This is a genomic window from Haloarcula sp. CGMCC 1.6347 (assembly GCF_037078395.1).
Lineage (GTDB): Archaea > Halobacteriota > Halobacteria > Halobacteriales > Haloarculaceae > Haloarcula > Haloarcula amylolytica.
This window is the reverse complement of the sequence record NZ_JAYMGX010000003.1, coordinates 377,414-403,852: the sequence shown is the minus strand read 5'-3', so window position 1 is coordinate 403,852 and position 26,439 is coordinate 377,414. Positions and strand designations below refer to the sequence as shown.

The following is a 26,439-nucleotide window of genomic DNA, read 5'->3' as shown; positions in this document are numbered from 1 at the left end:
TGCGTGCGCGAACCTGGTACGGTGAATTTCGTGAACTCGTCCTGATGTGTGTGGTTCACAACATCAAGCAGTCTCTGAAACCATGAAATCAAGCTACGTCTGGCGATTCACCACGGCCGTCTCAACAGAAATCAGAGTACGCAGACGACGCCGATATTGACGAATCACTGGACGAACTGGCCTCGGAAGAGACCATTGAGCAGACCGTCGAGAACCTCGAGGCAAACGGGTTCGATGTCATCGTCGTTGACTCGACTGATGATGCGCTCGCAGAACTTCAGTCACTCATCCCTACAGAGGCGTCTGTGATGAACGGCCACTCGACGACGCTCGAAGAGATCGGGTTCGTCGAGTACCTGAGTGACGGGGACCACGAGTGGGAGAGCCTCCCCGACGAGATCTGGAGTATCGACGACGACGCAGAGCGGCAGGCCGCCCGCCGGAAGTCGCAAACGGCCGACTACTTCCTCGGTGGCATCAACGGCATTTCCCAGACCGGCGAACTCGTCGCGGCAGACCGCTCGGGGAGCCGTATCGGTGCGTATCCGTTCGCTGCCAGTAACGTCGTCATCGTCAGTGGCGTGAACAAGATCGTGCCGACACTCGAAGACGCGCTCGACCGACTGGAAAACGTCGCGTACCCACTCGAAAACGAGCGCGCGAAGGAGGCCTACGGCGTCGACTCCGCGATTGCCAAACAGCTCATCCTCCGCCAGGAGCTCGAAGAGGATCGCACTACCGTTGTCCTCATCCGCGAGCACCTCGGCTACTGACTGCAGTACAACAGAGGGTGGTAATCGGTTCCGCCGCCTTGCGTTGCCGATCTAAGCACAGTATCGAAGAACTAGCGGCCCGGGGTACGTTTCTGTGCTCCGCACTCCGCCGGAAAGAGCTATTGACCGGCTTGGTCCAAACCGTGTGAGAGCGGAAATTCGGCGACGACCATGGCGACAGGCGCTACGAAATCAAATGCGAATCGATATACGAAAAAAGGGAGGCTTTCGCTGCTCCTGTTGCGGCTTCGCGATTGGTCGTGAGGCGGCTATACATCGTTCCTTTAATCATTGCTAGAATGTGCTCGGCCATGTGTGTCGGATCCACGTCGCGAAACACGTCAGCCTCTATCCCTCGACGAACAGTGTTCTCGATGATTGCAGTAAGTCGAATATCAATCTCGGTGAACTGTTCGCGAAACACCTCCTGATCCAGCGCTTGCGGGGAGAGCGTAACTAAAACGCTGTGAAGCTGCCGTTTCTCCTCGGTTAGCTGGCACGGGAGGAGTGTCGTAATGATGTGATTGAGGTCCTCTTTCGGGTGGTCACCGATGCTCGTGTTGATTGTCGCCTCGAATCGGTCAAGAGTGAATCTGAGAAACCGGATTAGCAGGTCGTCTTTCGAGTCGTAATAGTGGTATATCGTCGATTTGGCCTTGTCGAGTTCGTCTGCAATAAGCGAGATGGAGAGTTCAGCGTATCCACTGTTTACCAGCGCTCGATGGGTTGCGTGCATGATCTCTTTTTCAGTTGCACCCAGAGCGTCACCATCTGTAGTCATACAGACAGTCCTCCGCTCCGGTTGTAGATAGGTTGACAGTACAGTGCCAATTCCTCAGGCTCTGCTTCGGAGCGTTTCCGGTCAAGCCGCCCACTTTGATCATCATGCGCCACAGGTGGGCGGAAACCGAAACGAGCGGGCCGCATTAATTCACACTCCGTGTCGAGCGCGATGAGAGCAGTGTCTCAAGCGTTCCACGACCGTGGTCCCAGATGACGATTGACGTCGGGAGGACCAGTATGGACGCCACGAACGAATAGAGAACGCTGACTGCAATTAACAATCCAAACTGGCCCAAGATCGGGACAACCGCGAGGACGAGCACGCCGGTTCCAGATGTGGTGGTGACCATACTACCCGCCAGCGCACCACCTGTTCCTCGAACACTAATGTCGAGTGCTTCAAGCAAGCCGGTATCGCCACGATACTCCTCGGAGAACCGATGCACGAGGTGAGCGGAGTAATCGATACCAAGCCCGATTCCGATTGATAACGTCGTTCCGGTGAGGACGTTGAACGGGATATCCAGATACCGCATTGTCGCGGCCAAGGCGGCAATAGTGAGCAGTATCGGCACGAGGTTCGCAGCGCCCAGCCCGGGACGCCGTTCCAGTAGCCAGTAGGCGAAAAACAGGAACGCTGCGGACGCGAGAATTGCGAGAGCCAGGCTTATGTACGCGGATTCAGCGATTACGTCCGAGACCGCTTTCAACACTACAACACTGCCGGTTGCGGTCGCTTCCATTCGGAACTCATCCGCAACAGCTCTCGTATCGTCCGTCACTTCCTGTTGACTCGCATCGGACTCAACGGAGTACACGATGCGCGTTCGCGCGTAGTCATCAGTCATGTACGACTCCGCCCGGTCGCCGTACGGCGAATCATACAGTGCGTTGTAGATGGTCGGGAGATTCTGGTCGGGGACACCGTTACCGTTTTGATCGTTCTGTTCGACGAGCTGGCGGAACTCGGGTGAAGCACGCTTGTACCGGTTAATCACCGTAAGTATGCTTGTGGTATCTGCACTCCCGCCGGCTGTAACGAAGGAGTCGGGTGGGTCCTGATTCGCCCGGTGGATCTCCTCGAGCGCCGTTCCGTCCTGTAACGACCCTTCGACGTATATCGTTACGGTGTCACTCTCACCGCTCTCGAACGTGTCTTCAAGGTAATTTATCTGCTTCGTGACTGTGTACTCGCTCGGAGCCACAGCTTCCGGCAGAACCTCGACGTATCCGGGGTTCTCTTCCGGTGGGAGGAAATCTTCAGTGGTGAACCGGGTATCAATCCCAGTTCCATACGCCCCCATGGCCGCCGTAGACACCAGGACGAGGGCAAAGAATATGTACGGGGCACGGCGGGCGATTGTCACGCCGACAGTTAGCGACTTGCCGACTGCGGAGTCCTCAGAGCCGATCGGTGCGATACTGAATTCGGGGAGGTCGTATCGCACACGCTGCCGGTCCATGAAGTGCTTGAACGACGGGAGGAAGATACCGAAAATGAGGAAGGTGAATATGATCCCGACGCTGGCCACGAACCCGAGGTCACGGATCGGACCGAGCTGGCTGGTCCCGTTTGCGGCGAATCCCAGCACTGTCGTTCCTGTCACGATGAAGAACGCTGGGAGCAACTGGTCAGTTGCGGTCCGCATCGCGGGTGTTGGTTCGACGTCCTCGATCCGTTCTTCGCGGTATCGGTTCACAGCGTGAATCCCGAAGTCAATCCCGATGGCAAGGAGCAACGGCGGGACCGTGATCAGCATCTGCGTGAAGGGGATACTGGCCCATCCCATGAATCCGAATGTCCAGATAATCGCCATCGCAAGGGAGACGAGGCCAATCAGCAGATCAAACGGGTCCCTGTATGCGATAATGAGGAAGAACAGTATCAGGACAACGGCAGCTGGGACGACGAGTCCCAACGAGTCGGAGATGACACTGCTCAGCTCCGCAGAGATGAGTCCACTGCCGAAGACAGAGATATCACCGTCAACCGAGCTGACAATGAACTCCGCTTCCTGCTGAATGGGCGTCAGTGGTGATGACCCTTCTGTCCCAGCACTGCTTGAAACACCTGAAACCTCGTGTGTGACAGTCGTCAGTGTTGCAGATGCCGACGGCTCCTCTCGGTTTAGATCGTTGCTGAGTAGCCCTGCAACTGCCGGCTGGCGCTCAAGTGTGGTTCGGGTCGCGGACTTAATCTCCGTCTGTGAGGCTGCTTCTACGGTATCGATCTGTTCGGGCAGTGTCTCTGCGCCCGGGTTCAGCGTCTGGGCGACGGCCTGTGCGACGCTTGTCGTGCCGACAACGTCCTGTGATTCGCGCTGCGTAAGCCGGTTCTGTGCTTTCAGCATATTGAGAATAGCTGGCTTCGACAGGACGTTCTGATCCTTCTGGATAAGCGTCGTAGAGCCAGTACCTTCGCCGAACGGTTCACGCTCGAAGTTGTCGTTGACCTCGTCGAACGCCTCCTGTGCGGGAACGCCGTCAGTGAACTGTGATGTCCCTGAGTCGGTCGCAGTCATGCCGAACCCCGCCGACAGAATGAGCGTTGTGACGATGAACACAGCGACGACTGTCTTGTCACGGTTGACAATCCAATCGTCTAATACGTCGATGTATTTCTGATACTCTAGCATTGTGACATAGATGTTAGCTTCAGACGGTTACTGCCGCCTGTACCAGACGACGCCGCCAACAACGGCAAGGAGTCCAATGCCACCAACCAGCCACAGTGGCGTCCCACCGTCCCCGGATTGGTCCGTGACTTCTATCGGGAGACTGTAGGTATCCGAAACCCGTTTTTCGCCGTCAGGCGTCTCATACTGGAAGTCCAGATTGAGCGGATAGGTCTTGTCTAGCGCGTCGCTTCCCGCCGAGAGTTGGACTGAGACCGTTTCTGACGCTCCGGGGGCCAGTTCAGCGATGAACGTTTCATCATCACTGCTACTGAGCGGATCATTGACGAACGCCTTCCCCTCAATGCTGGTCAGTGTTTTGTTCTTTGTGTTGGTTATTGTAAACGTAATTGACCGGTCTTGGCCCACACCGAGCGTTGAATTTTCCACTTCGATGTCGAATTCGTCCTGACTGCCAGCCACTTGTGAGCGAACTTCGAGTGTATCTGCTTCAACCCTGTCGCCGTTATCGTCGCGGTAGCTCACTCCGAAGTCAAACTGCCGAGCGCCTGCCTCCGCGCTGTTGGACACGTCAACGCCGAAGTTGAAGTTGGCCGTTTCGCCTGCATCGAGATCTCCAACAGCGTACTGTGATTCTTTTGGCGACAGTGTCGACTGTTGGCTTTCCCATGCGATAACGACGTTCTCGACGTCACGCGTTCCAGTGTTTGTGAGGGTTGCACTCAGTGACCCGTCCTCTCCGGCCTGGAGCGACGTTTCGACGTTAGACACGTCGAAGTTCTGCTCAGGCGCAGGACTGAGGCTTAGCCGGACATCGTCATAGGTACTGGTATCGCCCTCTTGATCCTCATACTGTACGTTAGCCGACAGCGCGTAGCTTCGTTCCTCAGCATCGGGACTCGCTGTTGTATCGACGCGAACAGTCCGAACTTCTCCGGGTTCCCATTCCCCCACATAGGCGGTTGTTGAGGAGCTCTTTCCAAACGTTATATCCGCGTTCTCTGAGACAAACGTAACAGAGGAGTCATTCACGGTCAACGGGCCTGTGTTGCGGAGTTGAACCTCGTACGTTCCTGTGTTACTAACGGCGACAGAACTGCTTGAATTGACAACCGAGAACTGCTGTTCCGGGTCAGGTGTGACTGCGACGGACTGTCCCACGGATTGTGTCCGGAGGCCATCCTCGTTATCAAATGCAACCGACAGCTCAAATCCGTACGACTCCGGTTCCGCGGCTTCGGCAGAACTCACACGGTAGTTGAACGTCCGGACTTCTCCCGGTTCCCACTCATCAACGAATCGTGAGGTGGCATCGCCGCCACTGACAGCGAGGTCCTGATTCTGTGATTGGAGCGTTACCGCGGCATCCCGTGCGGCGCTCTCTCCGGTATTTTCGACGCTAACTGCCACCGTACCTGTTGAGGCAACGCGTGCATTGGAGTCAATATCAGTCACATTGAAGGTGGCATCATCGGTGACGTCGATTTCAATATCAACGGAACGAGTTTTTCTGTCTTCGTCTCGTGCCCCTGTTCCCTCGGAAATGTAGCTTGTGTGTTTGTAATTGAGCCTCAGTTGTGCGTCGTACGTACCGGAACTAGCGTCTTCGTCCACGCTGATATCGAACGGCACTGTCGTCTTCGGCCCCGCCTGTAGCGTGCCGAGGCTTCGTTTCGAGTTTTTCACTGAAATGGGTGCGTCGCCAGAACCGAGTGACACAGTAAGCCCCTTTGCCGTTGTTACCTCGTTGTTCAACGCCGGATTTCGAGTGGAGCCGCTATCGAGTTCCCCGCTGTTGACCAGTGAAATTTCTATGGTCTTTTGTTCACCCGGAGCGACGGTATCATCTTCAAGCGTTGCCGCAATATCGGGGCTCCCAACGACCGCAGCGGTTGCCGTTCCGCTGGTGACGGTAATCCCGATTACAGCCAAAAGTAGCAGTTTAGACTTTGTAGAAACCATGTTAATTGAGCGCCCATCCAAGCTCCGTCTCGTCGTTATCGATCAACCGTCTCGGAATTCTTCGTTTGTGAGTAGCCATTTCGTGGTGTTGACTAAACGTTCAATCACATATAGTGCTTTCGTATCTTTCGGGGCCAGAGAGAAACTGGTGTCCAGTCAAAGCCACCGCTACCTCGCTATCCACCGATGTCAACACAGGTTCTACAGATCTTATGGGACATTAGAGAGTGAGACAGCAGAGGAATGTATGTACGAGTACAGTGAACGTGAAGACAGTCCAGTGCGCTCCGTTGAGACAGCGGACCACAATACGCTTAAGGTTATTGAATGTATAATCAATCATATAGTTATCTGCAACCGTACCCGCTACTCAGTTCAATGATAGAAAATACAACCCAGATTGGTCTAGTACTCTACAGAGAGAGTGGAGAAACCGTGAGCCATTTGAACCGTAGCAGACAAGCAGGAAACGGTCGAGGTAAAGATGACTAACGAGATATCCTTTTTCCAGAACCCAGATGGAACCCGCGAGGAGATACTTGAAGCTACATTCTATGCGTTACGTCAGCACGGGTACGCGGATCTTACTATTTCAAAGATAGGTGACGAGTTTGGGAAGAGCCAATCGCTCATATACCATCATTACGACAATAAGGACGAGTTGTTGGTAGACCTCCTAGATTATATGCTGGAACAGGTCGAGAATCAGGTCCCGCTGCCCAACCAGTCCCCTGAAGAGTATATCGAGATAATCGTTGACGAAATATTTGGCACCAGCAGCAACAGTGATGTCGAGTTTTCGCAGGCTGTAATTGAACTGCGAGCGCAAGCGGCACACGACGACGATTACAACCGCCTCTTTCGCAGAAGTGATGACTTTATTCGAAAACAAATCGCCCGTGTCATCCGAGCGGGTGTTGATGCAGGCGCATTTGATGTCGAAGACCCATCTCAGACAGCCGCGCTGTTCCACACGGTTTTAGTCGGCATTCAGGCGGAACGGATTACCAGTGACGAGGAGACTATCGACGACGTGAGAGCCGAATTTCGGCGGTATGTCGAGAACTGTTTACTTTCTGAATAGCCGGTCAAAGTCAGGTCCTGCTGAGAGATTAGCTGCCCCCGTCAGCCGTCATGCCGCCGCCGGGCATCGGCTGGCATTCTCCTTCGGGTTTCCGGATCGGCTCGACCGAACCCCACGAGTGGAAGTCCCACCGCATTGACTCGGCTTCGATGCGTCGCGGATACCCGGAGTCCGCGAGGATGTAGTATGTGACCGGCTCCTGAGAGCCGTCCTGAGAGAGTTCATACACCAACACTTCCTCGCCATCGATGGTATCCCGGCCGACCGGCGTGATGTCTGGGTTTTCCTCCGGCTGGTCGGAGAACTGACCCGGATCAACCTCGTCACGGTCCATCCCCTGTTGCATCGTTCCCCGGAGACACTGCCCTCCAGTAACGGTGTACGTGCTGTTCCCGATACGGTACATTTCCATCTGTTGTCCCTGCTGGTCAAACGACCAGTACATATCCCCTTGATAGAAACGACCAGTCATCTCGACGGTCTGCCCCCCGGACTGCATTGTAGCTGTCATCGCGTACGATTCCGGAAACCGCGTGACCTGTCCGAACTGTGCTGACCTGTCGTCGGCTCCGCTGACCGGCGATGCATCCGTGCCGGTTGTCCCACCTGATTCAGGAGACGGTTCGCCTCCGCCGCCACTCTCTGTTTCGTCTGATCCACTATTTTGATCGCTGCTGCAACCGGCGAGTACGGTCAATCCCGAACACACGGCTCCGAGTAACTGCCGTCTGGGTAGTTGATGCATGGAGGCGGATACCCTCAACGGGCAAATACTACCGACCATTTCATGACTATTGTTATCATATACATACTACTCTGCTCCCGAATGAATTCATCGTATGCGTATAGACTGGTCAATGCAGTGTGAAATAGCTATACCGCATAGCTCAGCAAAATAGCTACTTGCTTGTTCAAGATTGGAGTGAAGAGAGTTGTGATTATGCCCGAATATTCATACATGTATTATATGTACGTTCCAGTTGTTTACTAGATAGATGACTGACGACAGCCAGAGCGACGAGGCTGATGGGGATGAGAGACGATTTGCGGGAGCGAGTGGCACTCTAACTGAAGTTCAGTACGATCCAACCAGCGACCAGGAGCTTGCTACGGTCATTGTTCAGGCCGTTGCCGATCAGTCGGGAACAGAACCATATCGTGAGTCGCCGTTGCACGACTACATCGATGTCGATGCCATTGAGACACTACTATTCGGTACACAGCCAGACCAGTCAATCGGCTCAGCGAGCCAGAACATCACCTTTCGATACCGCAACATTATCGTCACAGTTCGCGCTGACGGTGTGATCCAGCTGTCGGCCACTAACGCCAGCCGTGCAAGAAAGAACTAATCGCGGGGGTACAGGACATCTCGTCTGGGTTGGTAGCCTCCTTGCATATGCACTCCACTGCCGATATATCCCAAAAGGTCCACCGCCTGAATTGCATACTTCTTACCACCGGAGGCCCAGACCACGACAGTCTACAATAATCGGTCCGATTGGGCTGTGCCGGGAGGGGATTACGAGATAGGTTAAATGAGAGATTCGTTCCCAGTGATGGACGAGAGAGTCCCCGATTTTCGAACAAGCTATCGTTTGACCCGGAAAACTAGTATCCAGTATGGCTCTCCTGAAAGAGGGGGGTAGCTGCAAACATATTCTACAAATTTGATTCTCAAAAGATATATCGGTAGCTTCCGCGGTAGTTATTATGGCATCAAAGGTAGCGTCGGTACCATTAGACACCACCGTGTCCGTAGTTCTACACGCTCTTGAAGTGAAGACGGAAGCTTCCAATCACCGGCGGCAACACCACCATGTCCGCTGTTCTATCTCCTGAAAACCGCTACGTATCAATCGGTTTCGACACCACCATGTCCGCCGTTCCTAAGTGGACTGGAAGTCCGAAAGCGTCGCTTCGCTATCAACGAGGTTAGTGACGGATTTGTGGATTCCAACATCGTCGACAGTCTTCTCAAGCGCTGCGAGAATCATCTCCGGGTCCATTTCGAGAGAGTACTCGCGATAGGTTCCCCCACGTCGTCCCTCGTTCCGCTCGATTGCCGAGATGATACCTAACATCGACAGCTCGCCGAGGTGATCACGCATCCGGCGTGGGACAAGCGGATCGATCCCTGCCTTTTCGGCGAAGTTCGTGTATCGAGGTCTGATATCCCGTGTCCGGGCTGGCGTCTTCCCTTCCTGGTCGAGCGTAACCATTGCGTACACGACCAGATGACCGTGTTGGGTCAGTCCCGAAATACCTTCCTGAATCCGGCCTCGTTCCAGAACGTCGCGGGCCTCTCTAACGAGGTCTTCCGAAATCGTATCCGTATCCTTGTCGCGGGCCAGGTCGCCCGTTTTCATGAGCAAGTCGAGAGACTGCCGCGCGTCACCGGCGTCTTTCGCTCCGTACGCAGCGCACAGCTCGATGACGCCGTCTTCGAGGACGCCGTCGTGAAACGCTACGTCAGCCCGCTGTTGCAGGATCTGGATCAGCTCCTTCGCGTCGTATGCGGGGAACTGGATCTCCTCTTCACAAAGGGAACTCTTGACTTTCGGGGAGAGGTCATCGCGAAAAGAGAAATCGTTCGAGATACCGATGATACCGATCTTCGCTGAACTTAGGTTGTCGTTCGCTCGCGCACGCGGGAGTTGATAGAGAATACTATCGTCTTCGATGTGGTCGACTTCGTCGAGCACGATGTAGATAGTCCCGCCACAGGAGTCGAGTTCGGTCCACAGCATGTCATACACCGTTGCACGAGGATACCCTGTCGTACTGATCTGGCTCGTTTCGTCCCTGAATTCGTTGACGAGCCGGGTCGCGATTTGATAACTACTGGAGAGGCCATCACAGTTTAGCATCTTCACTGTGAGATCGATATCCTCGTATTTCGCTGCGTCTTCTTCGAGATGGTCAATTAGATACCGCGTACCAGCAGTCTTGCCGACCCCCGTTTTCCCGTACAAGAAGATGTTGTTGGGCTGTTCACCGTTGATTACGGGTTGGAGAGCCGCTCGATACCGGTTTAGTTCAGTGTCACGCCCGACGAGGTTCTCAGGCTGATAGTCTTCCCGGAGGGCATCCCGGTCCAAGTAGATCTCGGTGTCGCGTTCGAACATCCCCATAGTCGTTGCCTGATGTATTGGAAGGAACATACATAAAACCACCCCTGTCCGCAGTGTCCGGAGTGTCCGCTGTTCTGCTGCTTATAAAAGAATGGTGGGACCCTCCCACCCCACTATGTCCGCAGTAACTAGAAAACGGTAGGTGGGGGTGACACAGAGAACTATTCAATAAGGAAAAGTTTATATTGGTATGCTGAGAGCTAGACCGTAGCACAGTTTAATAGCTATAGAGAAAGACGCTATAGCAATACTTGACGCTATCTCTAGCCTAGATAAGATCTAGGTAGTATGCAGACACAATCTAGTTGAGACTAGGTGACATCTAAGCTGTCTAGATTCTATCTAGATAAAGTTCAGATAGTATCCAGACCGTTCTAAATTGACTACCCTTCGAATCAAATGTGGCTGTTTCCTTCCCCCCTCCCCTCTCTTTCGAAGAACAGCGGACAATGTGGGGTGGGAGTGTTCTCTCCCATTGCTCGCCTAATTTACGGTCTTCAGACCCTCTGTGAACAATTTATCGCGTTTCTATTGTTCAAGCACACACCGCCGTGTCCGCTGTTCTCGTGTCTACCCCCACCAGAACAGCGGACATCGTGGTGTGGTCCAAGCGAAATAACACCACGATGTCCGCAGTACTCGACGCATGATTTCTCAACTGCCCCAATAGAACAGCGGACATCGTGGTGTCTATTCACGATTATGCACCAGACCTCGCCGTCAGACGCCACAATGTCCGCAGTAATATGGCGTTAGAAACTCTCTAACGAAGTGTTACTGCAGACACTGTGGTGTTCTCTGTCTCATCCTGCCCGCTCAACGATTCGGGTTCTGCTTCTGGTCCGGGATTCACTGTTCGCGCCGCACTGGTCACGTTAGTCGTCGCAACGCTCCTGCCCATCTGCCGCGACAGTTACTGTACTCAACCGATCACTGAATACTACTTGCACACTGTTCAGCGACAGCCCAGTCTGCCAGCTATCGCGATAACCAACAATCCACCCGCTGGGTTCTGCTGTTCCCTTCCATCTTGTTCTGCTGTTTCCTCCTATTCGAGCGGTTCAAACACAGTCGTGGTGCATCGATACCTTCTACGCTAGCTGTCATCTGAATACGCGTTCAACAAGCCGTGCCTGCGCCTTTCTGAGATGATTCGATGCGGTACTCGGAGCACAACCGAGCTCCTCGGCGACGTCCTCGACGCTCCCATTTCGCGGGACGTCGTAGTAACCGACTTCCCGTCCTGCGGCGAGTGCTTCGCGCTGACGTGAAGTGAGGCCGATGTCGAATGTTCCAGGGCTGGCATCGTATTCGCCGATCTTCCGGACGTTTACCGTGATTCCGTCGGGAAGTGCATCCCGGACCTGTTCGAGAGTGGCGGGTTCGCCGACGACATCGAACAACACGACTCCGTGCGGTCGGTAGGCAACCGGTGGGACCACCATTAGCGTCGGCTGTTCGAACGCCGCGTAGAACTGTCGTGATTGTTCAGTCTCCCGGCCACGGACGAACGCGTAGAACGCCTGGTCCCGAACGGGTGTAATATCGTAGCTTTCCATGGTTTCGACCGCAGAAAGCGCCGATTCGTAGGGTTCGCGATCGCCGACGATATAAAACAACGTATAGGCGATCTCGTCCTCGACCCCGACTTTCCACGTAACGAGCCACTCGCGTTTGATTGCATCGCTTTCGGTCATAAAGCGGTGCATCGGACGCTGATACTCCGGTGCATACTGGATCTCTAAGCGGAGATATCTCACGGACGAGCCCTGGTGGCGGCTCCCATATAAAGACACTAGTGTGTACGACAGTTCACGTATCCGCTCCCAATATCTATCCGTAGCTGTTCATGAGCAGTGATCGGCGGAATATGGACGACGCACAGTCTGATGAGCGGATATGCTGCGGCAGAAACACGGATACCCGATTTAATTCGACACTTCGGGAGGTGCTCGGTTCGTCCCCGTTCATTCTCACGAAATTCGACGCGTTCATGAACTGGGTCCGGGGCTCCTCGATGTTTGTACTGCAGTTCGGCATCGCCTGTTGCACCATCGAGATGATGGGCACTCTCGCTACGAAACACGACCTCGACCGCTTTGCTGCCGGAGTCCCTCGGGCATCACCGCGGCAGGCAGATCTGATTATCGTCCCGGGGACCATCGTTTCGAAGTTCGCGCCGCGGATGAAGCGCGTGTACGACCAGATGCCCGAGCCGAAGTTCGTCGTCTCGATGGGGTCGTGTACCATTTCCGGTGGGCCGTTTCAGGAAGGATACAACGTCATCAAAGGTGCGGAGCAAGTCATTCCGGTCGACATTCACGTCCCGGGGTGTCCGCCACGCCCCGAAGCGCTGATCTACGGCGTCGCCAAACTGCAGGAGCGCATCGCCGAGGGCGAGTCCTCGCCGGTGACGGTCAAGCCGTACGAACTGGAGCAGTTTGACGACCTCGAACGGGACGAGCTCGTGGACAAACTCGCCAGCGAGATCGACGAGGACGACCTCGTCATGCGGTACGACTGGACTAGCTCGACCTGACCTACTGCGTCGTTACGGGGACTTGACCGTACGATTCGGACTACGTACCTGAGGTGGGGCTTCGGCCCCGATGTAATTGCCGCTCCGGTTCGGTGTGGCTGAAACCCAATAGTGTCTTGGAAGACCAGTTCGGATTTTACGACGCAGCTTCAGTGTAGTTCACTTCGAACGATGTCGTTTCATTCTCACCGTGGTTACCGACGGTCACCGAATCGGTACCGTCAATCCGCTCAACTGCGACCCTCGTCCAGGTACGCTCGACGGTTTCCGATTCGAGATCGATTCGAACGACGACCGTGCGACCGCCGCCTGGCCGTGTGAGTTCGAGTTTGACCTGGCTGTCGTCCGTTGCTTCGACGACGGTCGCGTCCAGCGTGTCCGGATCGTCGAACTCCGTCTGGATGGCGTAGCTGGTGCGTTCGTTCGATTCGATGAGCCGGTCGATGGAGTCCCGTTCGCTTTCGTTGAGAGCGCCGATCGTATCTGTAATGTTCAGATTGAGGCCTTCGAGCTCCGAGTGGCTCGAACGGACAGCTACCGACTGACTGTTGAGGGCGACTTCACCTTCGACAGCTGGGAGGCAATTGTCTACGGGACGGGCGTGGATGCCGACGGTGTCTAACGGTTCGTCCCGGGCGACCGTCTCGTAGTACTGGTTGACCTGAACTTCGATGTGATCGTACGCGCCGAGCCCCGCGTATCCTGATATTTCCTTCCAGACCAGTGACGCGAACTGCTCGCGGCCGATTTCGTCGAACGGCTCGCCGCTGTGCTGTTCGACAAGTGTCACGGTGACACCGCGGACCTGTATGTCAGTCCGAGTTCGGTTCGGGGTGTCAATACGGAACCCGCCACCACAGGTCTGGTCGCCCTGATCGAACGTGACCGTGCCACTATCGTTGGAAACCGTTGTCACCTCGAACGCCGTCGAATTCGTAACTGTGATGCTACCGGTCGTTTCATTGGATTCGGTCTCAGAGGGGGACGATTCGGATGGGGCATTTCCGGCACTCCCATCGGCTACGACGGCTGCGCCGCTGGCAGTGAGCAGGAGTGCCGATACCGCAACCGCGTACGCTGCGAGTCGGTAGTCACGATGCATCTGCATCACTCCGTTGGCGGGGAAGTTTTCGTTTCATTGTATTGGGGGTGATCGGACAGGACGCACGAGCGCGGTCGGTAGCACAGTACAGTAGAGCCGGGCCCGTAGCGGCGGGCCGAGTTCGCAGTGGCGGGCCGAGCATATGCTGTGGGCCGGTGTGCTCGCTGTGAGCGCTGGCCCGATCACGGCATCAGGAGATTATACGAAAACCATTGTAAAGCCCCGTTGGAAACGGGAGTGAAACGGATCTGAAACGCGTTTCAGAGATTGTTCCATTCGTTTCAGTTTACTGAAAACCAGCACTTTCATACGAAAACGTCCGGTCACGACGGACATGGAGTCGGTTAGACGGTCCCGTCTGGTGTTCGTCCTCTCGCTCACCGTCCTCAGTGTGAGTATCGCCGTCTTCGCAACCGCGACTGGTATCGCCGCGACGGCGACAGCTGATACCGGATACGAGTTCGCTATTGAAGACGATGCACTTGTCGAAACGAGCGGCAGAACCACTGAGGTTCTGGTATCGGATGTCAGAACTGTCAACTATATAGAGATTACGAATCTCAACCGGAGCCCCGTTGTGCGGGCCACACCATGGGAACCGCCCGAACTGTCCCGCTCGAAGCGAGCGCGAGCCAAGCGGATTATCACGACGGACGGGTCGGTCCCCGATACCGTTGCATCACCGGCCGACGCAGTGTACACGATGCGGCCGGTTCCACGCGGGGTAGCTAGCGAGAGAGCCGCGGTCGTCGGTGCAGATCCGACAGCGTCGTGGCACGATCTCGCCGCAGTCAACGAGTCCGCCTTCACCGTTCGGAACGGCACGACTGCAGGGGTCGTCGTCATTGAACGGACGGAGCAGCGACTGAGTGATCGCCGTGTACTGGTCGTCGTTGAACCGATCGATCGGGAAACCCGATACAGTGTCGTCGTCGATATCCGAAACGAGAGGATAGACGCGTTCGTCCGACTCCGTGGGGTACCGGAGTAGTCCGGATACATTGCTGGTCTCAACAATGATCGAAAACACCCTCCAACGTAGCGAGGCCGTCGCGGCAGGCGTCTTCGTCATCTCGACCGCCCTGATGCTTTTGCTGGCCGGCCATCTCATCACGCCGACAGTAGCCACAGTCACAATCGGCGAGACCACTGTCCAATCAGGATCTCCGGGGCCGTCCATCCGAACAGTCGATATCGCCGTACTCACAGTGGCTGCGTTCACCTCCGGTGCGAGTGCCGTGGCGTTGTTCCGTGTCGATTGGGGTGCATCGGGTTCTGCTACGGACTCGCCGGACACTCGATCGCCGGACGCTGACCATGACCACGCACCGACAGCGGACCTACTCGAAGCCCGTCGGCAGGAATGGGAAGAGACTGCGAGTCGCCTCGCGAGCAACGAACGGATCGTTTATGAAATCATGCTTGATGCCGATGGGGTTCTTCCACAGAGCGAAATCGTCGATCGAACGGAGTTCTCGAAGGCGACTGTCAGCCGGACCCTCGATACGCTCGAAGCCAAGAACCTCATCGAACGGAAGCGGCGCGGCGTCGGCAACGTCGTCATCCTGTCGTGAATCCCACGCTGATCGGGCGAATTGCTCCATTCGGGCGACAGCGTTGCTGAAACCAGCCGAAGTTATCCGCCCGTAACGATCTTGGCAACGCGGTCGCGGCTGAAAAGCTGCTCATCCGATGGAATCTCTGGATAGTGATTCCCGTTCTCGTAGGGTGGCCACTCGCCAAAGATATCCGGGTAGAGCTGTTTCGCGGTCATTTCGATCTGGAAGAGATTCATGATCGGGCCGTGATATCGCATTCCGTGTGCGTATACGCGGTCGTCTTTGACCGCTGCGAGTTCTTTTCCAACGCTGTGTGACGCGAGCCTCTCGCGGACATCGTCCATGTCGTAGCGAGGTGTCATCCCCCAGAGATGGAGGATTACGTCAGGGTCCGCGTCCAGCATCGTTTCATAGCCGACCGAACCCCAGAGACCGTCCCACGTTTCGTCCCCGAAGGCGTCGTTAGCTGCGAGCGGACGCGTGTCGGCGAGCCAGAACCCCGGTCGGTTCAGGTGATACGTCCAGAATTGGCCGTCGCCAAGTGTAACCCGAACCGCGGTCGGTCGATCTTCTTCGGGTGGAAGCTTCGTCTGGATGGTCTCGATGAGTTCTTGATGAACGGCTCTGAGTTGCTCGTAACGCTTTCGTTCCTGAAACACGGTGGCGACACGACCGAACAGCTCCCACAGCGTGTAATAGTGGTAGTTCTCACTGTAGGGTTCTTGCGGGTCACCGTGTGTTCCGCTGTAGAAATTCCCGAAAAAGGGGCCGACATTGTCGACAATTTCCTCGATATCGGCCATATCCCAGTTCTCCTGGGTAATCGCCCATGCGGGGTCGAGGAAGTGAACGTCGCTACCGAGGCTGTAGCAGAACTCCTTGCTGAAATTGTCGTAGGGGTTCGGAAGGTTCTCCCACTCAAAGGAGACACCAGAGAGCCGTTCGTAGTAGTGGTTCATCGATGGCCCAGCCATATCTGGGACGAACATCGAATTGACCGCGTCACCGTGGTTAAGTGCGACTAACATATCTGCATACTGATTGTACATCGTGAAGACGCTCTCCGGTACGGAGTCGAACTCGACCTCTCCGACAGGAGAAAGCGAGGCAACGTAGGACCCCCCATCTGACGGGGTTGATGTGCCCGTTTCCTTGTCACTCGATGTTGCTGTACTGGGCGGTTCCCCACCGTTACTGGAGCAGCCGGCTACGATTGACGTGCCGAGCAGCAGACCACCGCCGGAGAGGTAGTCTCGTCTGGTGAGACTACCTGTCCCGTCTGTCCCGTCCATGGTTTAGGTTGGCCTAATATGGCGTATATGGCTTTCGGATTAACCAGTGTACTTCGCTTGCAGGACGAAGGACTGACCACTCTATCACCGCCGTGAATCTCGACCAACTTTGTTCTATGACAGATTCTTCGGAGTTGTCTGTGGATCCCATCTATATGAACTAATTGGTTATAGATATACTACTATACACCCATCGTTGGTCAAATATGGCAACTATGAATATATCAGTAAAACATCTAGACATCAAAACCGTGATCGTAACACAGGAAGCTCGATCTTATCTCTGAGATCAATATTAACAGTGTGAAAACGTACTCCTACGACTATATGGTTCTACATTGTGACTGATATCTCTTGGATAATAAAACGTACTCAATTTCAATCCGGATGTGATATGCGCGACATCAAATCAGATAGTTGCCATTCCAAACACGATCTTTTGATACCAGCGGCCGCTGAGAGCCTGTCGAGTTCGCCGGCGTCGAATAATAACATCTGTACGGATGTTATTACCCTCCTTGCTTCAGCTCTGAGACACAGCCATTTTAAGTGATACCTGGTGCGGTACAGTGTAAACCTTCGCACGACTATCACCCAAATATGACTACCAGAACAGATCTCCAGTTCCGGATTGGGTAGCGGAGGGCAGAGACCTATCGGAACTTCGACCGGCTACAGACGGTGACCGCTGAGGAAGGTCTGATTGAGACGATCCCGGAAGAACTTCTGGAGCCCCACGTTGGGCCAGTGAACAAACACCGAGAGTTCTCCCCGCTATAGTACCAATTGAAACGATGTACACACTGATCGCACTGCCGTCGTGCGATCAGGTGTGCATTGATTTTCAATGGCTACTATAGATATGGTGCGTGACGCTCGCCATGACGACGATACCGATCATCGACGGTCACTCGTCGAGGCTGTGGTTTTCTCGCTCGAGCAGCGGTACGGCGACACGCTTCGGCCACGGACGTGGTTCGCGTAGCTCCGTGAACTCGTTCTGAGAGCGACTCTGAGAAATATCGAACTTGCTCCGTAACATCGGTCAGTACAGCCTGTGAATTTATCGAATTGCAGGTGAGCCATCTGCGTCATTTGCATCGGCTATCCACTGCGGTTGCATCGGAAGGATATCCGACGGTAAATCGTTCATGTCGAAGAATCCGACCTCGAGGGCTTCATCCTCGTCGGCCTCGGGTGTACCCCCTTCGATGGAACACCGAAAGCAATTCGTGACGAAGTGAACTGCCTTGCCTGAGGGATACGAAAACACTTGCTGTTCCGGGTGTGAATAGACGCCTATCAGCCGCTCAACCGCTATTTGCAGTCCCGTTTCCTCGTCAACCTCTCGTGTGATAGCGTCCCCGACTGGTTCGCACCGTTCGACCGTGCCCGTCGGGAGCGCCCACTGCTCTTTGTCGGCGCGTTTCAGCAACAGCACCTCATCTACGTCATTCACTACGACAGCAGCGACGCCCGGACGTATCTCATCCGGCCACGAATAGGGTGGTGCCTCCCATGTGTCGGTTGTGTCCGTGAAGAGGTGTGCAAGAGACGAGATCGTCAAATCAGGTTGCTGAAGATCACGAGCAGATGCGGCAGTCGGTTTGTCCTCGGCCACCAGAATCCCGGTGAGCCCCGCACGGTGGGCGCCGAGAATGTCCGTGGCAGGATTATCGCCAATCGCGGCCGCTTGCACGTCGTCAGCCAGCCCGTCGAGAGCCATCTCGAACATAAGCGGCTCGGGTTTGCCAACGACCATTGGCTCTGTTCCCGCCGCAGCTTCGACTGCTCGAACAATGGCCCCGGCCCCGGGTACAGGCCCGTCTGGGGTCGGGAACGACCCATCCGGGTTCGTCCCCACGAACGTCGCTCCCCGCTGGATGTGTCTCGCCGCCCGCTGGATGTCTTGATATGACGTCTTCTCGTCCGCGCCGACGACCATCGCATTGGGATCGTCGTCCGTGACTTCGATGCCTTCCTCTTGGAGTTCGATTTCCAGCCCTGCGCTACCGACGACAGCAGCGGTGGTCACATCCTGTTGGGAGAGGTAGTGGGCGGTCGCCCAGCCTGACGTGATGATCTCGTCTTTTTCGGCGTCGATCCCCAGCTTGCGAAGTCTGTTCGCGATCGTCTCACGCTGAAAGCGTGGGTCGTTCGTCAGGAATCGTAGTTTATTGTCCCGCTCATTAAGACGATTCACCGACTCGACCGCCTCCGGTAGGGCCTCATCCCCGAGATACACTACCCCGTCGAGGTCAAGTAAGAACGCGTCGAATTGTTCAGAAACCATACTATTTTGTAGCACCATTAGCCACTTGTATCCTGTTGTCGGGGTGCATCTGCAGTTTAACTGAGTGGCTGATTTATCGTCATTAACGAAACGAACTGGCTGTTACTCCGCGTCTAAACAAAGCCGACCAGTTCAAATGTGGTTTCGTCACGTCTACCCAAACAAACCAATCGGACGGCTTATAGCATTTTCCGCTGTTGATCATTGATCACCCAATACAGTGAGTGTAAAACCAATGTCAGGGTCGCTTCTGTTCACAGATCTTGAGTATTATACTGTGATCACGCTGTACTCCGTTTTGACTGGGATAACGCGATAGCCGTGATCGCCACCTGAATAAATCTAAACCAATCTGACAGCGCTGGGACCAGATAAATTCGAACGAATCAGTTACAGTTTGACGACGTCGCCGCTCTCCGCGGCTTTGTGAATTGCCCGGATGATTCGCATATCCTGGAGGCCGTGGCGGCCGTCCGGGCCAATGTCAGTACCAGTCAAAACGCGGTCAGCGAAGTAGTCGAACTCCTCCCGCATTTCGTCCTCCGCGTCAAAACTCTCGTGTTCGACAGTTACTGTCGTCTCGTTTCGGGACAGGTGGAGTTTTGCTTTCCCATGGAACGCTGGACGGAGTTCGATCTGTCCGTCCGTCCCAGTTATTTTCAGTTGCGTATCACTGTGGGCGTTCTGGCTATCAGTCGTGACCATTTTGATACCGTCTTCCAGCGCAAGCAATGCCCCGGAGCGTTCATCAGGCACGTCGTCGAAGGCCTCTCCATGAGAATCCATCTGTGACTGCACCGCCAGTGGTTCCCGGTCGAGCAGAAACCGAGTCGTGTTGATCGAGTAAATCCCCAAATCCATCACTGAGGTGCCATAACCTGAGAGTTCCGGATCGAGCCGCCACTGGTCCGTGTCCGGATTCATCTCGAGCAGCGGCTGACTATTGTTTCCGTATACGGATACTGGCTCACCGATGAATCCGTCTTCGATGAGTTCTTTTGCACGCCTAACAGCGGGGTCAGTCTGCATCCGGTAGGCAATCATCAACGGCACAGCGGCGTCCGCACAGACCTCAACCATTTTCTGGGCCCGTTCGACTGTTGCCTCCATCGGTTTCTCGCACAGGATCGCTTTGTCTAACTCTGCGGCTGTCTCGGCGTATTCCAGATGCAAGGCGTTCGGTGTCCCGATGTAGATGGCATCAAACCTGTCGGCTGCCTCCCCGTCGTGGAACTCTTGGTAACTGATCCCGTAGTCCACACCGTTCTCGTCGGCGAGACGTTTCGCTTTCTCCGAAGAACTGCTGACGAGCGTTGTAACTTCACCCAGACCAGAGTCCTGAATCGCGGGAAGTGCTAGGTCGATTGTCCACCAGCCAAGTCCTAACAGCGCGTATCGAACCGTTCCGTCCGTGGTGGTTTGCCAGTCACGCTCGTTATACGTATCAATCCAGTCTTTCATACAAATATGTTTTAAACCTTGACGCTAAAAACTTCGGTTTCTGAACACGCAAACACCATGCTGGTGGGTGGGGTGACGTCGCCGGAGTATGTCACTGTACTATGCTGTAATCTTGTTACTACTGGCTCTCTTCTTCAGCTAGTGCTATTATACTCTTTCTCACTATGGAAAAAATAGAAAGAAATTACTGCTCAAACGCACTCGTTCAAACAGTTAATACGGTATTATGCGGGTAGGTGTATCCTAATGGATATGAATCCGCCAGAATTACCCGCAAATTGTCTACTCTATGAAGGTATTATATAATCATAATTTAGAAATTAGGTTAGGCTGACATTTGTATGTACTATTTGAAACACTGCGTAGGTTTAAATCCCCTGGATTGGGGCTCTATTCAAACCCTGAGAATTGTTGGAGTGTCCTAGGTCCGTCTTTAGCAACTGATAGTGACGATTGACGGCCTCGTCTCCCATTATTTCATTAAGCACAACAGCTACGGCTGTCAATTACATATAAATATGTACTCTATATCCGACTGTAGCATAGCCGTAGTAAGCGCATATTCATGTTTTGGGAAGTCGATTGTAAACACATTGGAAAATCTTACAGGGTGCCAAGCTGAATGAAAAATACTGCAAATCGAACATTAATCTCGGGAGGAACTGTTGTTACGCCGACCAGCGAAATTGAGAACGGGACAGTAGTATTCTCTGATGGAAAAATAGTCTCGGTGGAAGCAGAATCTCATGACTCCCCGGACATTGATGCGACGGGGAAGTATGTCCTACCTGGATTGGTTGATCTTCACGGTGATGATATCGAACGGCACCTATTTCCGAGAGCTGGTGAGCGCGTCAACACGACTGTCGCTCTGGACCGATGTGATATTGCCAATGCCAGCGCGGGAGTTACGACAAAGTATCATGCCATTGCGTTCGAAGACGTCCCAGATGATAACCGGAGTATCGAATTAGCCCGTCGCTTGGCCGAGCATATCCGAGATTTCAACTGCGAAACCGGCGCCAGGGTCGATAACAGACTCCATATGCGGTGTGAACTCACCAACGAAACGGCTGTCGACGCCGTCTCGCAAGAAATCCAATCAGGGGGAGATCTCGTCTCCCTTGTCTCACACATTCCCGGAACGGGCCAGTTCGCTGGCGAAAATACACTTACACAACGCTATAATCTTCCGGACGGGGTCTCAGAGTCAAGCCTTCAGACCCTCGAAACACGCCGCAATGGTGTCTCCGAAACAGAAGTAATCTCGCGCGCACGAGAGATTACAGAGCTAGCAAGCAATAGAAATATCCCAGTCGCCTCACACGACGATGAAACCGTTTCGAGCGTGGACAACGCCGCTGCTATCGGGGTAGACATAAGTGAATATCCGCTCTCCCACCGTGTTGCCCAGCGGGCAACCGAGTTAAACTTGGCCGTTGCGATGGGTGCGCCGAATGTGGTTCGCGGTGGGAGTCTGTGGGACGGGCCCGATGCGTCTCAGGCAATCAAAGACGGTGTTGTCGACATTCTCTGTAGCGACTTTCGTCCGCAATCACTGCTTAGCTCTGTTTTCATCGAAAACGGTGACCCTCTCAAAGACCGGGTGTTACGTGTCTCTACTGCACCAGCTGCCGCTGCCGGCCTGTACGACCGTGGCCGATTGGAGTGTGGAGCAAGGGCCGATCTGATTATCGTTGATCCAGACCCGGTTCCATCGATAGCACGAACATATGTTGCCGGCGACGAAGTGTATCGCTCTGGATAGCCTACTCGTGACGCGTACTGCGTAAAAACTGCGCGCGGAACCAAACCGTTCTTATCGGGCTACTCGCTGTCCGGCTCTTCGCGCTCAACTGACCAGTGATACACCGAACATGCGCCTGCAACACCCACTACCAGGGAGAGCAGACCTAAGACCATGCTCCCGGGAAGTGAGAAGGCGACAGAGGCGGCTAGGACCATCGCACCGAGCACCGAGACGGCCGCGTAATACTGATACCACTGTCGGCCCTCCGCCTCTTCTTCAGAACGGTTGAGGTACTTTTCGAAGTCGTCAGCCTTCTCGGTAAGGGTTATATGCCCTCGGTCTTGGTTAAAATCGACGACACCGATGTCGTCCATCTTCGGGAGATGGCACTGGTACAGTCCTACGTACACGCGCTTGCGCTCACTTGATGTCAACGCATCAGTTGTGGTCTCGTTCTCGATGGCCGCGACGTGTTCTGCGAGTTCTCCAAGAGAGACCTGTTCGCCTCGTTCTCGAAGAAAGTGGAGGACCTCTCTGCGGCGGCTGTTTTTCAGTATTTCAAAAATAACGTCTAGAGATGCACCTGAGTCGTCCTGCTCCTGTGACGTCGCTTGGTCCGCACTGCTTTCTTTCCCTTTTGGCGATGGGACAGATTCGTCGCTTAGTTTATTATTCGGTTCTGCTTTCGTTTGTGCGGTGTCTTTGACTCCCATATTTACCCACTTCCTGTGTGCTGCGACATCGTCCACCCGTCTGGAATCGCGCTCACACAGCCCCCCGGCTGTATCGACGGAGCGTTACGCTGTCAGCCAGCATTTCAAATCAACATCACCTTGCCACTTAATACTTTGTTATGTAATCGATTAGATAATTTTTCTTTGGTTACCGCCGGGGTAGTCAGTAGTTGTTTGGGTATTCCGGGAGTAACAGTGTTCTTTGAATCAATTTTCGGTGATCGATAATAAATGTCCGCTACAGTGTATGTTGAGATACGCAAAATACGTAGACTACCCGTAAAAACGCTGAGGCACTCCTCTGCTACGGTTACACGTCATTCACTTCCTCGAAATCGCACAGGGTAAATCGTAGCGTATATGGACCGTTTCTATCAGTCATGCAAGTAACGCAATCTTATCAGTATCAATTAAACAGCTATCTGGACCGCACAGAGGTCCCTGAAGGAACGAAGTCCTCGATAAGATGCTCTTCTGGGTTATCGTCGGGAATTGGAGCCTTACGATCTCCACGGTATCTGTTGTTGATCGGTTGTCGCCTGATTGCCGAACACGTAGGTGAAATGCGCGGTATATGAATTGAGCGGAAGAGCGATATTACTCACCACATACTCAGTATGCAGGGTACTCAACCGGAATCGTGTATGGCTACGAAGCGAGACCAAGAGACACGAGCGAAACAATTAACCACAGGCACATGGAATATCACTGTACACGAGTTTGTGTCCAAAGAAGGTAGCTGGTACACTCGTGCATACGAATAGATACGATGGCAGACTTTGATCAGTGGGACGAAGTGAGCTACGTAATCAGTTCACGGTATCGAGTCGAGACTCTCCGCCGGTTGTCAGAAGGCCCTGCGACACCGTCGCTAATTGCGGACGACAGGGAAATGAGCATTGCTCACGTTTCGCGCGCCCTACAGGAACTCCGTGAGTCGGAACTGGTTGACCTATTAGTTTCCGAAGATCGGAAGAAAGGGCGCGTGTACGACATCACTGAGAAGGGTGTCGATATTTGGGAAACAATCGAACGGAAGAACATGGCGTAACTGTCGCGTCTCGGCCTCGAACTGATAGGATTGCACAGTCGCGTCGACTTAGAACCATCTCTCTCCCTGTTTTCGATTCGAATTGAACTTGTAATTTGATGTGGGTCTCTCGCGTATGCGATATTCCATTACACCACAAGGTGGTGTGCTTTCCATAGATTCAGCTAACGGTAGTCGTTAAACTGAGGCGCCAACGAACGGTATCGACTCACTACGACTATGGCTGAAAGCTCCACTTTGGGGGACGTGTCTGGTGGTAAACGTATGCTACCCATTCTGAGACCTCCCTGTAGAAATCCGCTCTTCGATATTGAATGCAAAGAGTGTCTAACGGTGGGTATAGCAGCCGTAACAATAATGATTTGTAACATACCTGCGTACGCATGTTGTCCATAGGCTACGGAAAGTTACTGATTGGGTGCGTCGCTGGACTGTTACTCATTGGAGGTGCTACGCTGGGGCTTGGAATCGGTGGTTTCGCCGATGGACCGGCAAATACGGAGACCACTGTGAGCGAGGACGAACTGGAGATACGCACTGTGCAGTCTCCGACCGAAATTCGGCCGGATGAGCCGTTGCGTGTGCATATTCAAATCACAAATGCGGGGTCGGAAACGACAACACAACAAGTAGCGCTACGATTGAACAGGGACGGACAGTCTCCTGAAACGGTGGCAACAAAACAAGTCGAGGTTGCGGCTGCAGAACCGACGGACGTGACGTTCGCTGTCGAACCTGACCAAATCAGTCCCGGGGAATACACGCACGCCGTTGCCGTCGGTGAGTCATCGTCCCCGGAGTCAACTGGGAATGTGGCTGTCCTCACCCCGCCTACGTTTGTCCTCGCCGATACCACTGAAAACGCTACAATTGTCCGTGGAACGAACGCCTCCATCCGAGCAAACCTGACCAATGTCGGTGCATATCGTGGCGTCCAGACAGTGCGAATCGCTGTCGATGCGGACCAAAACGGCCAGTACTCCGATGCTGAAACGCTGAACGAGAGTGTCCACTCGCTTGCGGGCGGCCAGAGCCAGATGAGCACTGCCACGGTCCGAACTGCTGATCTGGAGCCTGGCCGATATCAATACAGGGTCGCCACCGAAAACACGACAACGACCGGAACACTCCATGTCCAGCAACCGGCGACGTTCCGTGTGCAGAACACGACTGCACCGGCCAACGTAACGAGGGGGGAAACTGCCAATGTCTCAGCAGTCGTCGAGAACGTTGGTGACGTGGACGGGATCGACAACGTCACGCTCCGGAGTAATTCCATGAACACCACCTATTCCCGCACCGTTTCACTTGCTGCCAACGAAACGACAACGGTGTCTATTGATGTGAATACGACGAATTTGAGCCGCGGGACACACAACCATTCGCTTGGAACTGCTGACGACATAGATACCGTCTCGATGACGGTACAGGACAGTCATTTCGAGGTGTCGGATTTGGCTGGACCGAATGTCCTGTACGTCGGTGATACGGCTGTGTTCTTCGCGGACGTAACGAACACCGGTGAAACCACCGGAACTCAATCGATCCAGCATCGTATCGACAGCGATGACGATGATCGACCGGAAGCCTATGGAGTCGACAGAAATGTCACGCTCGCACCCGGCGAGTCGACTCGCGTTCGGTTCGAGGTTGAATACACGGTAACCGACTCGACGGATTACCCCGTAGAACCACTGAGTCTGCAGACGTACGTCTATGGCATCTACTCAAAAGACGCGCGTGCGTCAACAGCTATGTCGGTCAAGCCGTCATGGGCAAAAGACGGCGGGTCCAGCGGTTCCGACGGAAGTACCAGTGTCTCTGATGGTGACCGCGCTTCGCTTGATGAAATAACCCAGGACAAGTACGGACGCTACTATAATGAGGTGAGCGGTGAAACGAAGCGCCAGATCGAAGAGATTCACGAACGCCAACCGTTCGCGGACAGTCTTGCGGCCGTAGAGGTGCGGACGCGTGAGGAAATCGCCCGGCAAGAGTACGGGGCCGATGTGAAAGCTGGGGAGAAGTTTAATTTCACAGGACTAGAAATCGAAACCCAACAGAAGGTCGAAGCGGACTTCGATGCACAGTTCCAGACTGATTCCGGTGACCGAATCGAGTCCTGGGACGAACTGGCCAACGACACGTACGGGAAGTCGTACGAGAACCTAACCGATAGTCGTCAGGCGGACATCAGGACGACGTATCAGGATCAATTCGAATAACCACTCCCTCTAACAGTAGTAATCGCCGTACGTGGGCGCTTTTCGGAATCGGCCTAACGAG

General features: G+C 54.2%; 20 protein-coding genes and 1 pseudogene. 10 read left to right on the top strand and 11 right to left on the bottom strand.

Annotated elements, in window-relative coordinates:
- Nucleotides 1-155: 155 nt before the first annotated feature.
- Complete coding sequence (locus VI340_RS17805; RefSeq protein WP_336358872.1) at nt 156-773, top strand: lactate utilization protein; 618 nt, start codon at nt 156-158, stop codon at nt 771-773.
- 184 nt (nt 774-957) lie between these two features.
- Here VI340_RS17805 and VI340_RS17800 read toward each other — a convergent pair whose 3' ends face one another.
- From VI340_RS17800 to VI340_RS17790, 3 genes are all read right to left on the bottom strand, one after another.
- The gene (locus VI340_RS17800; protein WP_191449576.1) at nt 958-1,554 is read right to left on the bottom strand and encodes a TetR/AcrR family transcriptional regulator; all 597 of its coding nucleotides are present in this window, start codon (nt 1,552-1,554) and stop codon (nt 958-960) included.
- Nucleotides 1,555-1,699: 145 nt separating this feature from the next.
- Nucleotides 1,700-4,192: an efflux RND transporter permease subunit gene (locus VI340_RS17795; protein ID WP_336358868.1), complete on the bottom strand. Its 2,493-nt coding sequence runs from the start codon at nt 4,190-4,192 to the stop codon at nt 1,700-1,702.
- A gap of 27 nt (nt 4,193-4,219) precedes the next feature.
- Nucleotides 4,220-6,154: a COG1361 S-layer family protein gene (locus tag VI340_RS17790; RefSeq protein ID WP_336330175.1), complete on the bottom strand. Its 1,935-nt coding sequence runs from the start codon at nt 6,152-6,154 to the stop codon at nt 4,220-4,222.
- Nucleotides 6,155-6,638: 484 nt separating this feature from the next.
- Here VI340_RS17790 and VI340_RS17785 point away from each other — a divergent pair, with 484 nt between their 5' ends.
- On the top strand, nt 6,639-7,238 hold the full coding sequence (locus tag VI340_RS17785) for a TetR/AcrR family transcriptional regulator (protein ID WP_008311719.1): 600 nt from the start codon (nt 6,639-6,641) through the stop codon (nt 7,236-7,238).
- A gap of 28 nt (nt 7,239-7,266) precedes the next feature.
- Here VI340_RS17785 and VI340_RS17780 read toward each other — a convergent pair whose 3' ends face one another.
- Entirely contained in the window at nt 7,267-7,683 is a 417-nt protein-coding gene (locus VI340_RS17780) for a hypothetical protein (protein ID WP_336358867.1), read from the bottom strand.
- Between the two features lie 550 nt (nt 7,684-8,233).
- Between VI340_RS17780 and VI340_RS17775 the strand changes: the two genes are divergently transcribed.
- A complete protein-coding gene (locus tag VI340_RS17775; RefSeq protein WP_008311715.1) occupies nt 8,234-8,590 on the top strand; it encodes a HalOD1 output domain-containing protein in 357 nt (118 codons plus the stop codon).
- A gap of 537 nt (nt 8,591-9,127) precedes the next feature.
- Here VI340_RS17775 and VI340_RS17770 read toward each other — a convergent pair.
- Together VI340_RS17770 and VI340_RS17765 are read right to left on the bottom strand one after the other, a co-directional pair.
- Nucleotides 9,128-10,372: a Cdc6/Cdc18 family protein gene (locus VI340_RS17770; protein WP_004594978.1), complete on the bottom strand. Its 1,245-nt coding sequence runs from the start codon at nt 10,370-10,372 to the stop codon at nt 9,128-9,130.
- A 1,103-nt stretch (nt 10,373-11,475) separates the two neighbouring features.
- Entirely contained in the window at nt 11,476-12,081 is a 606-nt protein-coding gene (locus VI340_RS17765) for a helix-turn-helix domain-containing protein (protein WP_442905024.1), read from the bottom strand.
- Between the two features lie 140 nt (nt 12,082-12,221).
- On the opposite strand from VI340_RS17765, the gene VI340_RS17760 reads away from it, so the two are divergent.
- Nucleotides 12,222-12,911 (top strand): NADH-quinone oxidoreductase subunit B, encoded by a 690-nt coding sequence (locus tag VI340_RS17760; protein ID WP_336358866.1) that lies wholly within the window; start codon nt 12,222-12,224, stop codon nt 12,909-12,911.
- A gap of 136 nt (nt 12,912-13,047) precedes the next feature.
- Here the strand turns inward: VI340_RS17760 and VI340_RS17755 are convergent, their stop codons facing one another.
- Nucleotides 13,048-14,013, bottom strand: a complete 966-nt coding sequence (locus tag VI340_RS17755; protein ID WP_336358865.1) for a hypothetical protein — start codon at nt 14,011-14,013, stop codon at nt 13,048-13,050.
- Between the two features lie 334 nt (nt 14,014-14,347).
- On the opposite strand from VI340_RS17755, the gene VI340_RS17750 reads away from it, so the two are divergent.
- Together VI340_RS17750 and VI340_RS17745 are read left to right on the top strand one after the other, a co-directional pair.
- Nucleotides 14,348-15,004, top strand: a complete 657-nt coding sequence (locus tag VI340_RS17750) for a hypothetical protein (protein ID WP_008311702.1) — start codon at nt 14,348-14,350, stop codon at nt 15,002-15,004.
- Nucleotides 15,005-15,029: 25 nt separating this feature from the next.
- The gene (locus VI340_RS17745; RefSeq protein WP_008311700.1) at nt 15,030-15,587 is read left to right on the top strand and encodes a helix-turn-helix transcriptional regulator; all 558 of its coding nucleotides are present in this window, start codon (nt 15,030-15,032) and stop codon (nt 15,585-15,587) included.
- 62 nt (nt 15,588-15,649) lie between these two features.
- Here VI340_RS17745 and VI340_RS17740 read toward each other — a convergent pair whose 3' ends face one another.
- Nucleotides 15,650-16,864: an ABC transporter substrate-binding protein gene (locus tag VI340_RS17740; RefSeq protein WP_049943011.1), complete on the bottom strand. Its 1,215-nt coding sequence runs from the start codon at nt 16,862-16,864 to the stop codon at nt 15,650-15,652.
- 868 nt (nt 16,865-17,732) lie between these two features.
- Here VI340_RS17740 and VI340_RS17735 point away from each other — a divergent pair.
- Nucleotides 17,733-17,849, top strand: a pseudogene (locus tag VI340_RS17735) (IS5/IS1182 family transposase); the annotation flags it as partial.
- Nucleotides 17,850-17,927: 78 nt separating this feature from the next.
- Here VI340_RS17735 and VI340_RS17730 read toward each other — a convergent pair.
- Together VI340_RS17730 and gfo6 are read right to left on the bottom strand one after the other, a co-directional pair.
- The gene (locus tag VI340_RS17730; protein ID WP_336358864.1) at nt 17,928-19,157 is read right to left on the bottom strand and encodes an HAD-IIA family hydrolase; all 1,230 of its coding nucleotides are present in this window, start codon (nt 19,155-19,157) and stop codon (nt 17,928-17,930) included.
- 390 nt (nt 19,158-19,547) lie between these two features.
- Nucleotides 19,548-20,618, bottom strand: coding sequence for a D-xylose 1-dehydrogenase Gfo6 (gene gfo6, locus VI340_RS17725; protein WP_336358863.1), 1,071 nt, complete (start codon nt 20,616-20,618; stop codon nt 19,548-19,550).
- Nucleotides 20,619-21,240: 622 nt separating this feature from the next.
- Here gfo6 and VI340_RS17720 point away from each other — a divergent pair.
- Nucleotides 21,241-22,386, top strand: coding sequence for an alpha-D-ribose 1-methylphosphonate 5-triphosphate diphosphatase (locus VI340_RS17720; protein ID WP_336330181.1), 1,146 nt, complete (start codon nt 21,241-21,243; stop codon nt 22,384-22,386).
- 59 nt (nt 22,387-22,445) lie between these two features.
- On the opposite strand, the gene VI340_RS17715 is transcribed toward VI340_RS17720, so the two are convergent.
- Nucleotides 22,446-23,081, bottom strand: a complete 636-nt coding sequence (locus VI340_RS17715; RefSeq protein ID WP_336330182.1) for a DUF7344 domain-containing protein — start codon at nt 23,079-23,081, stop codon at nt 22,446-22,448.
- 790 nt (nt 23,082-23,871) lie between these two features.
- Between VI340_RS17715 and VI340_RS17710 the strand changes: the two genes are divergently transcribed.
- A complete protein-coding gene (locus VI340_RS17710; RefSeq protein WP_004515801.1) occupies nt 23,872-24,153 on the top strand; it encodes a winged helix-turn-helix domain-containing protein in 282 nt (93 codons plus the stop codon).
- Nucleotides 24,154-24,536: 383 nt separating this feature from the next.
- Entirely contained in the window at nt 24,537-26,378 is a 1,842-nt protein-coding gene (locus VI340_RS17705; RefSeq protein ID WP_049943009.1) for a COG1470 family protein, read from the top strand.
- Nucleotides 26,379-26,439 lie beyond the last annotated feature (61 nt).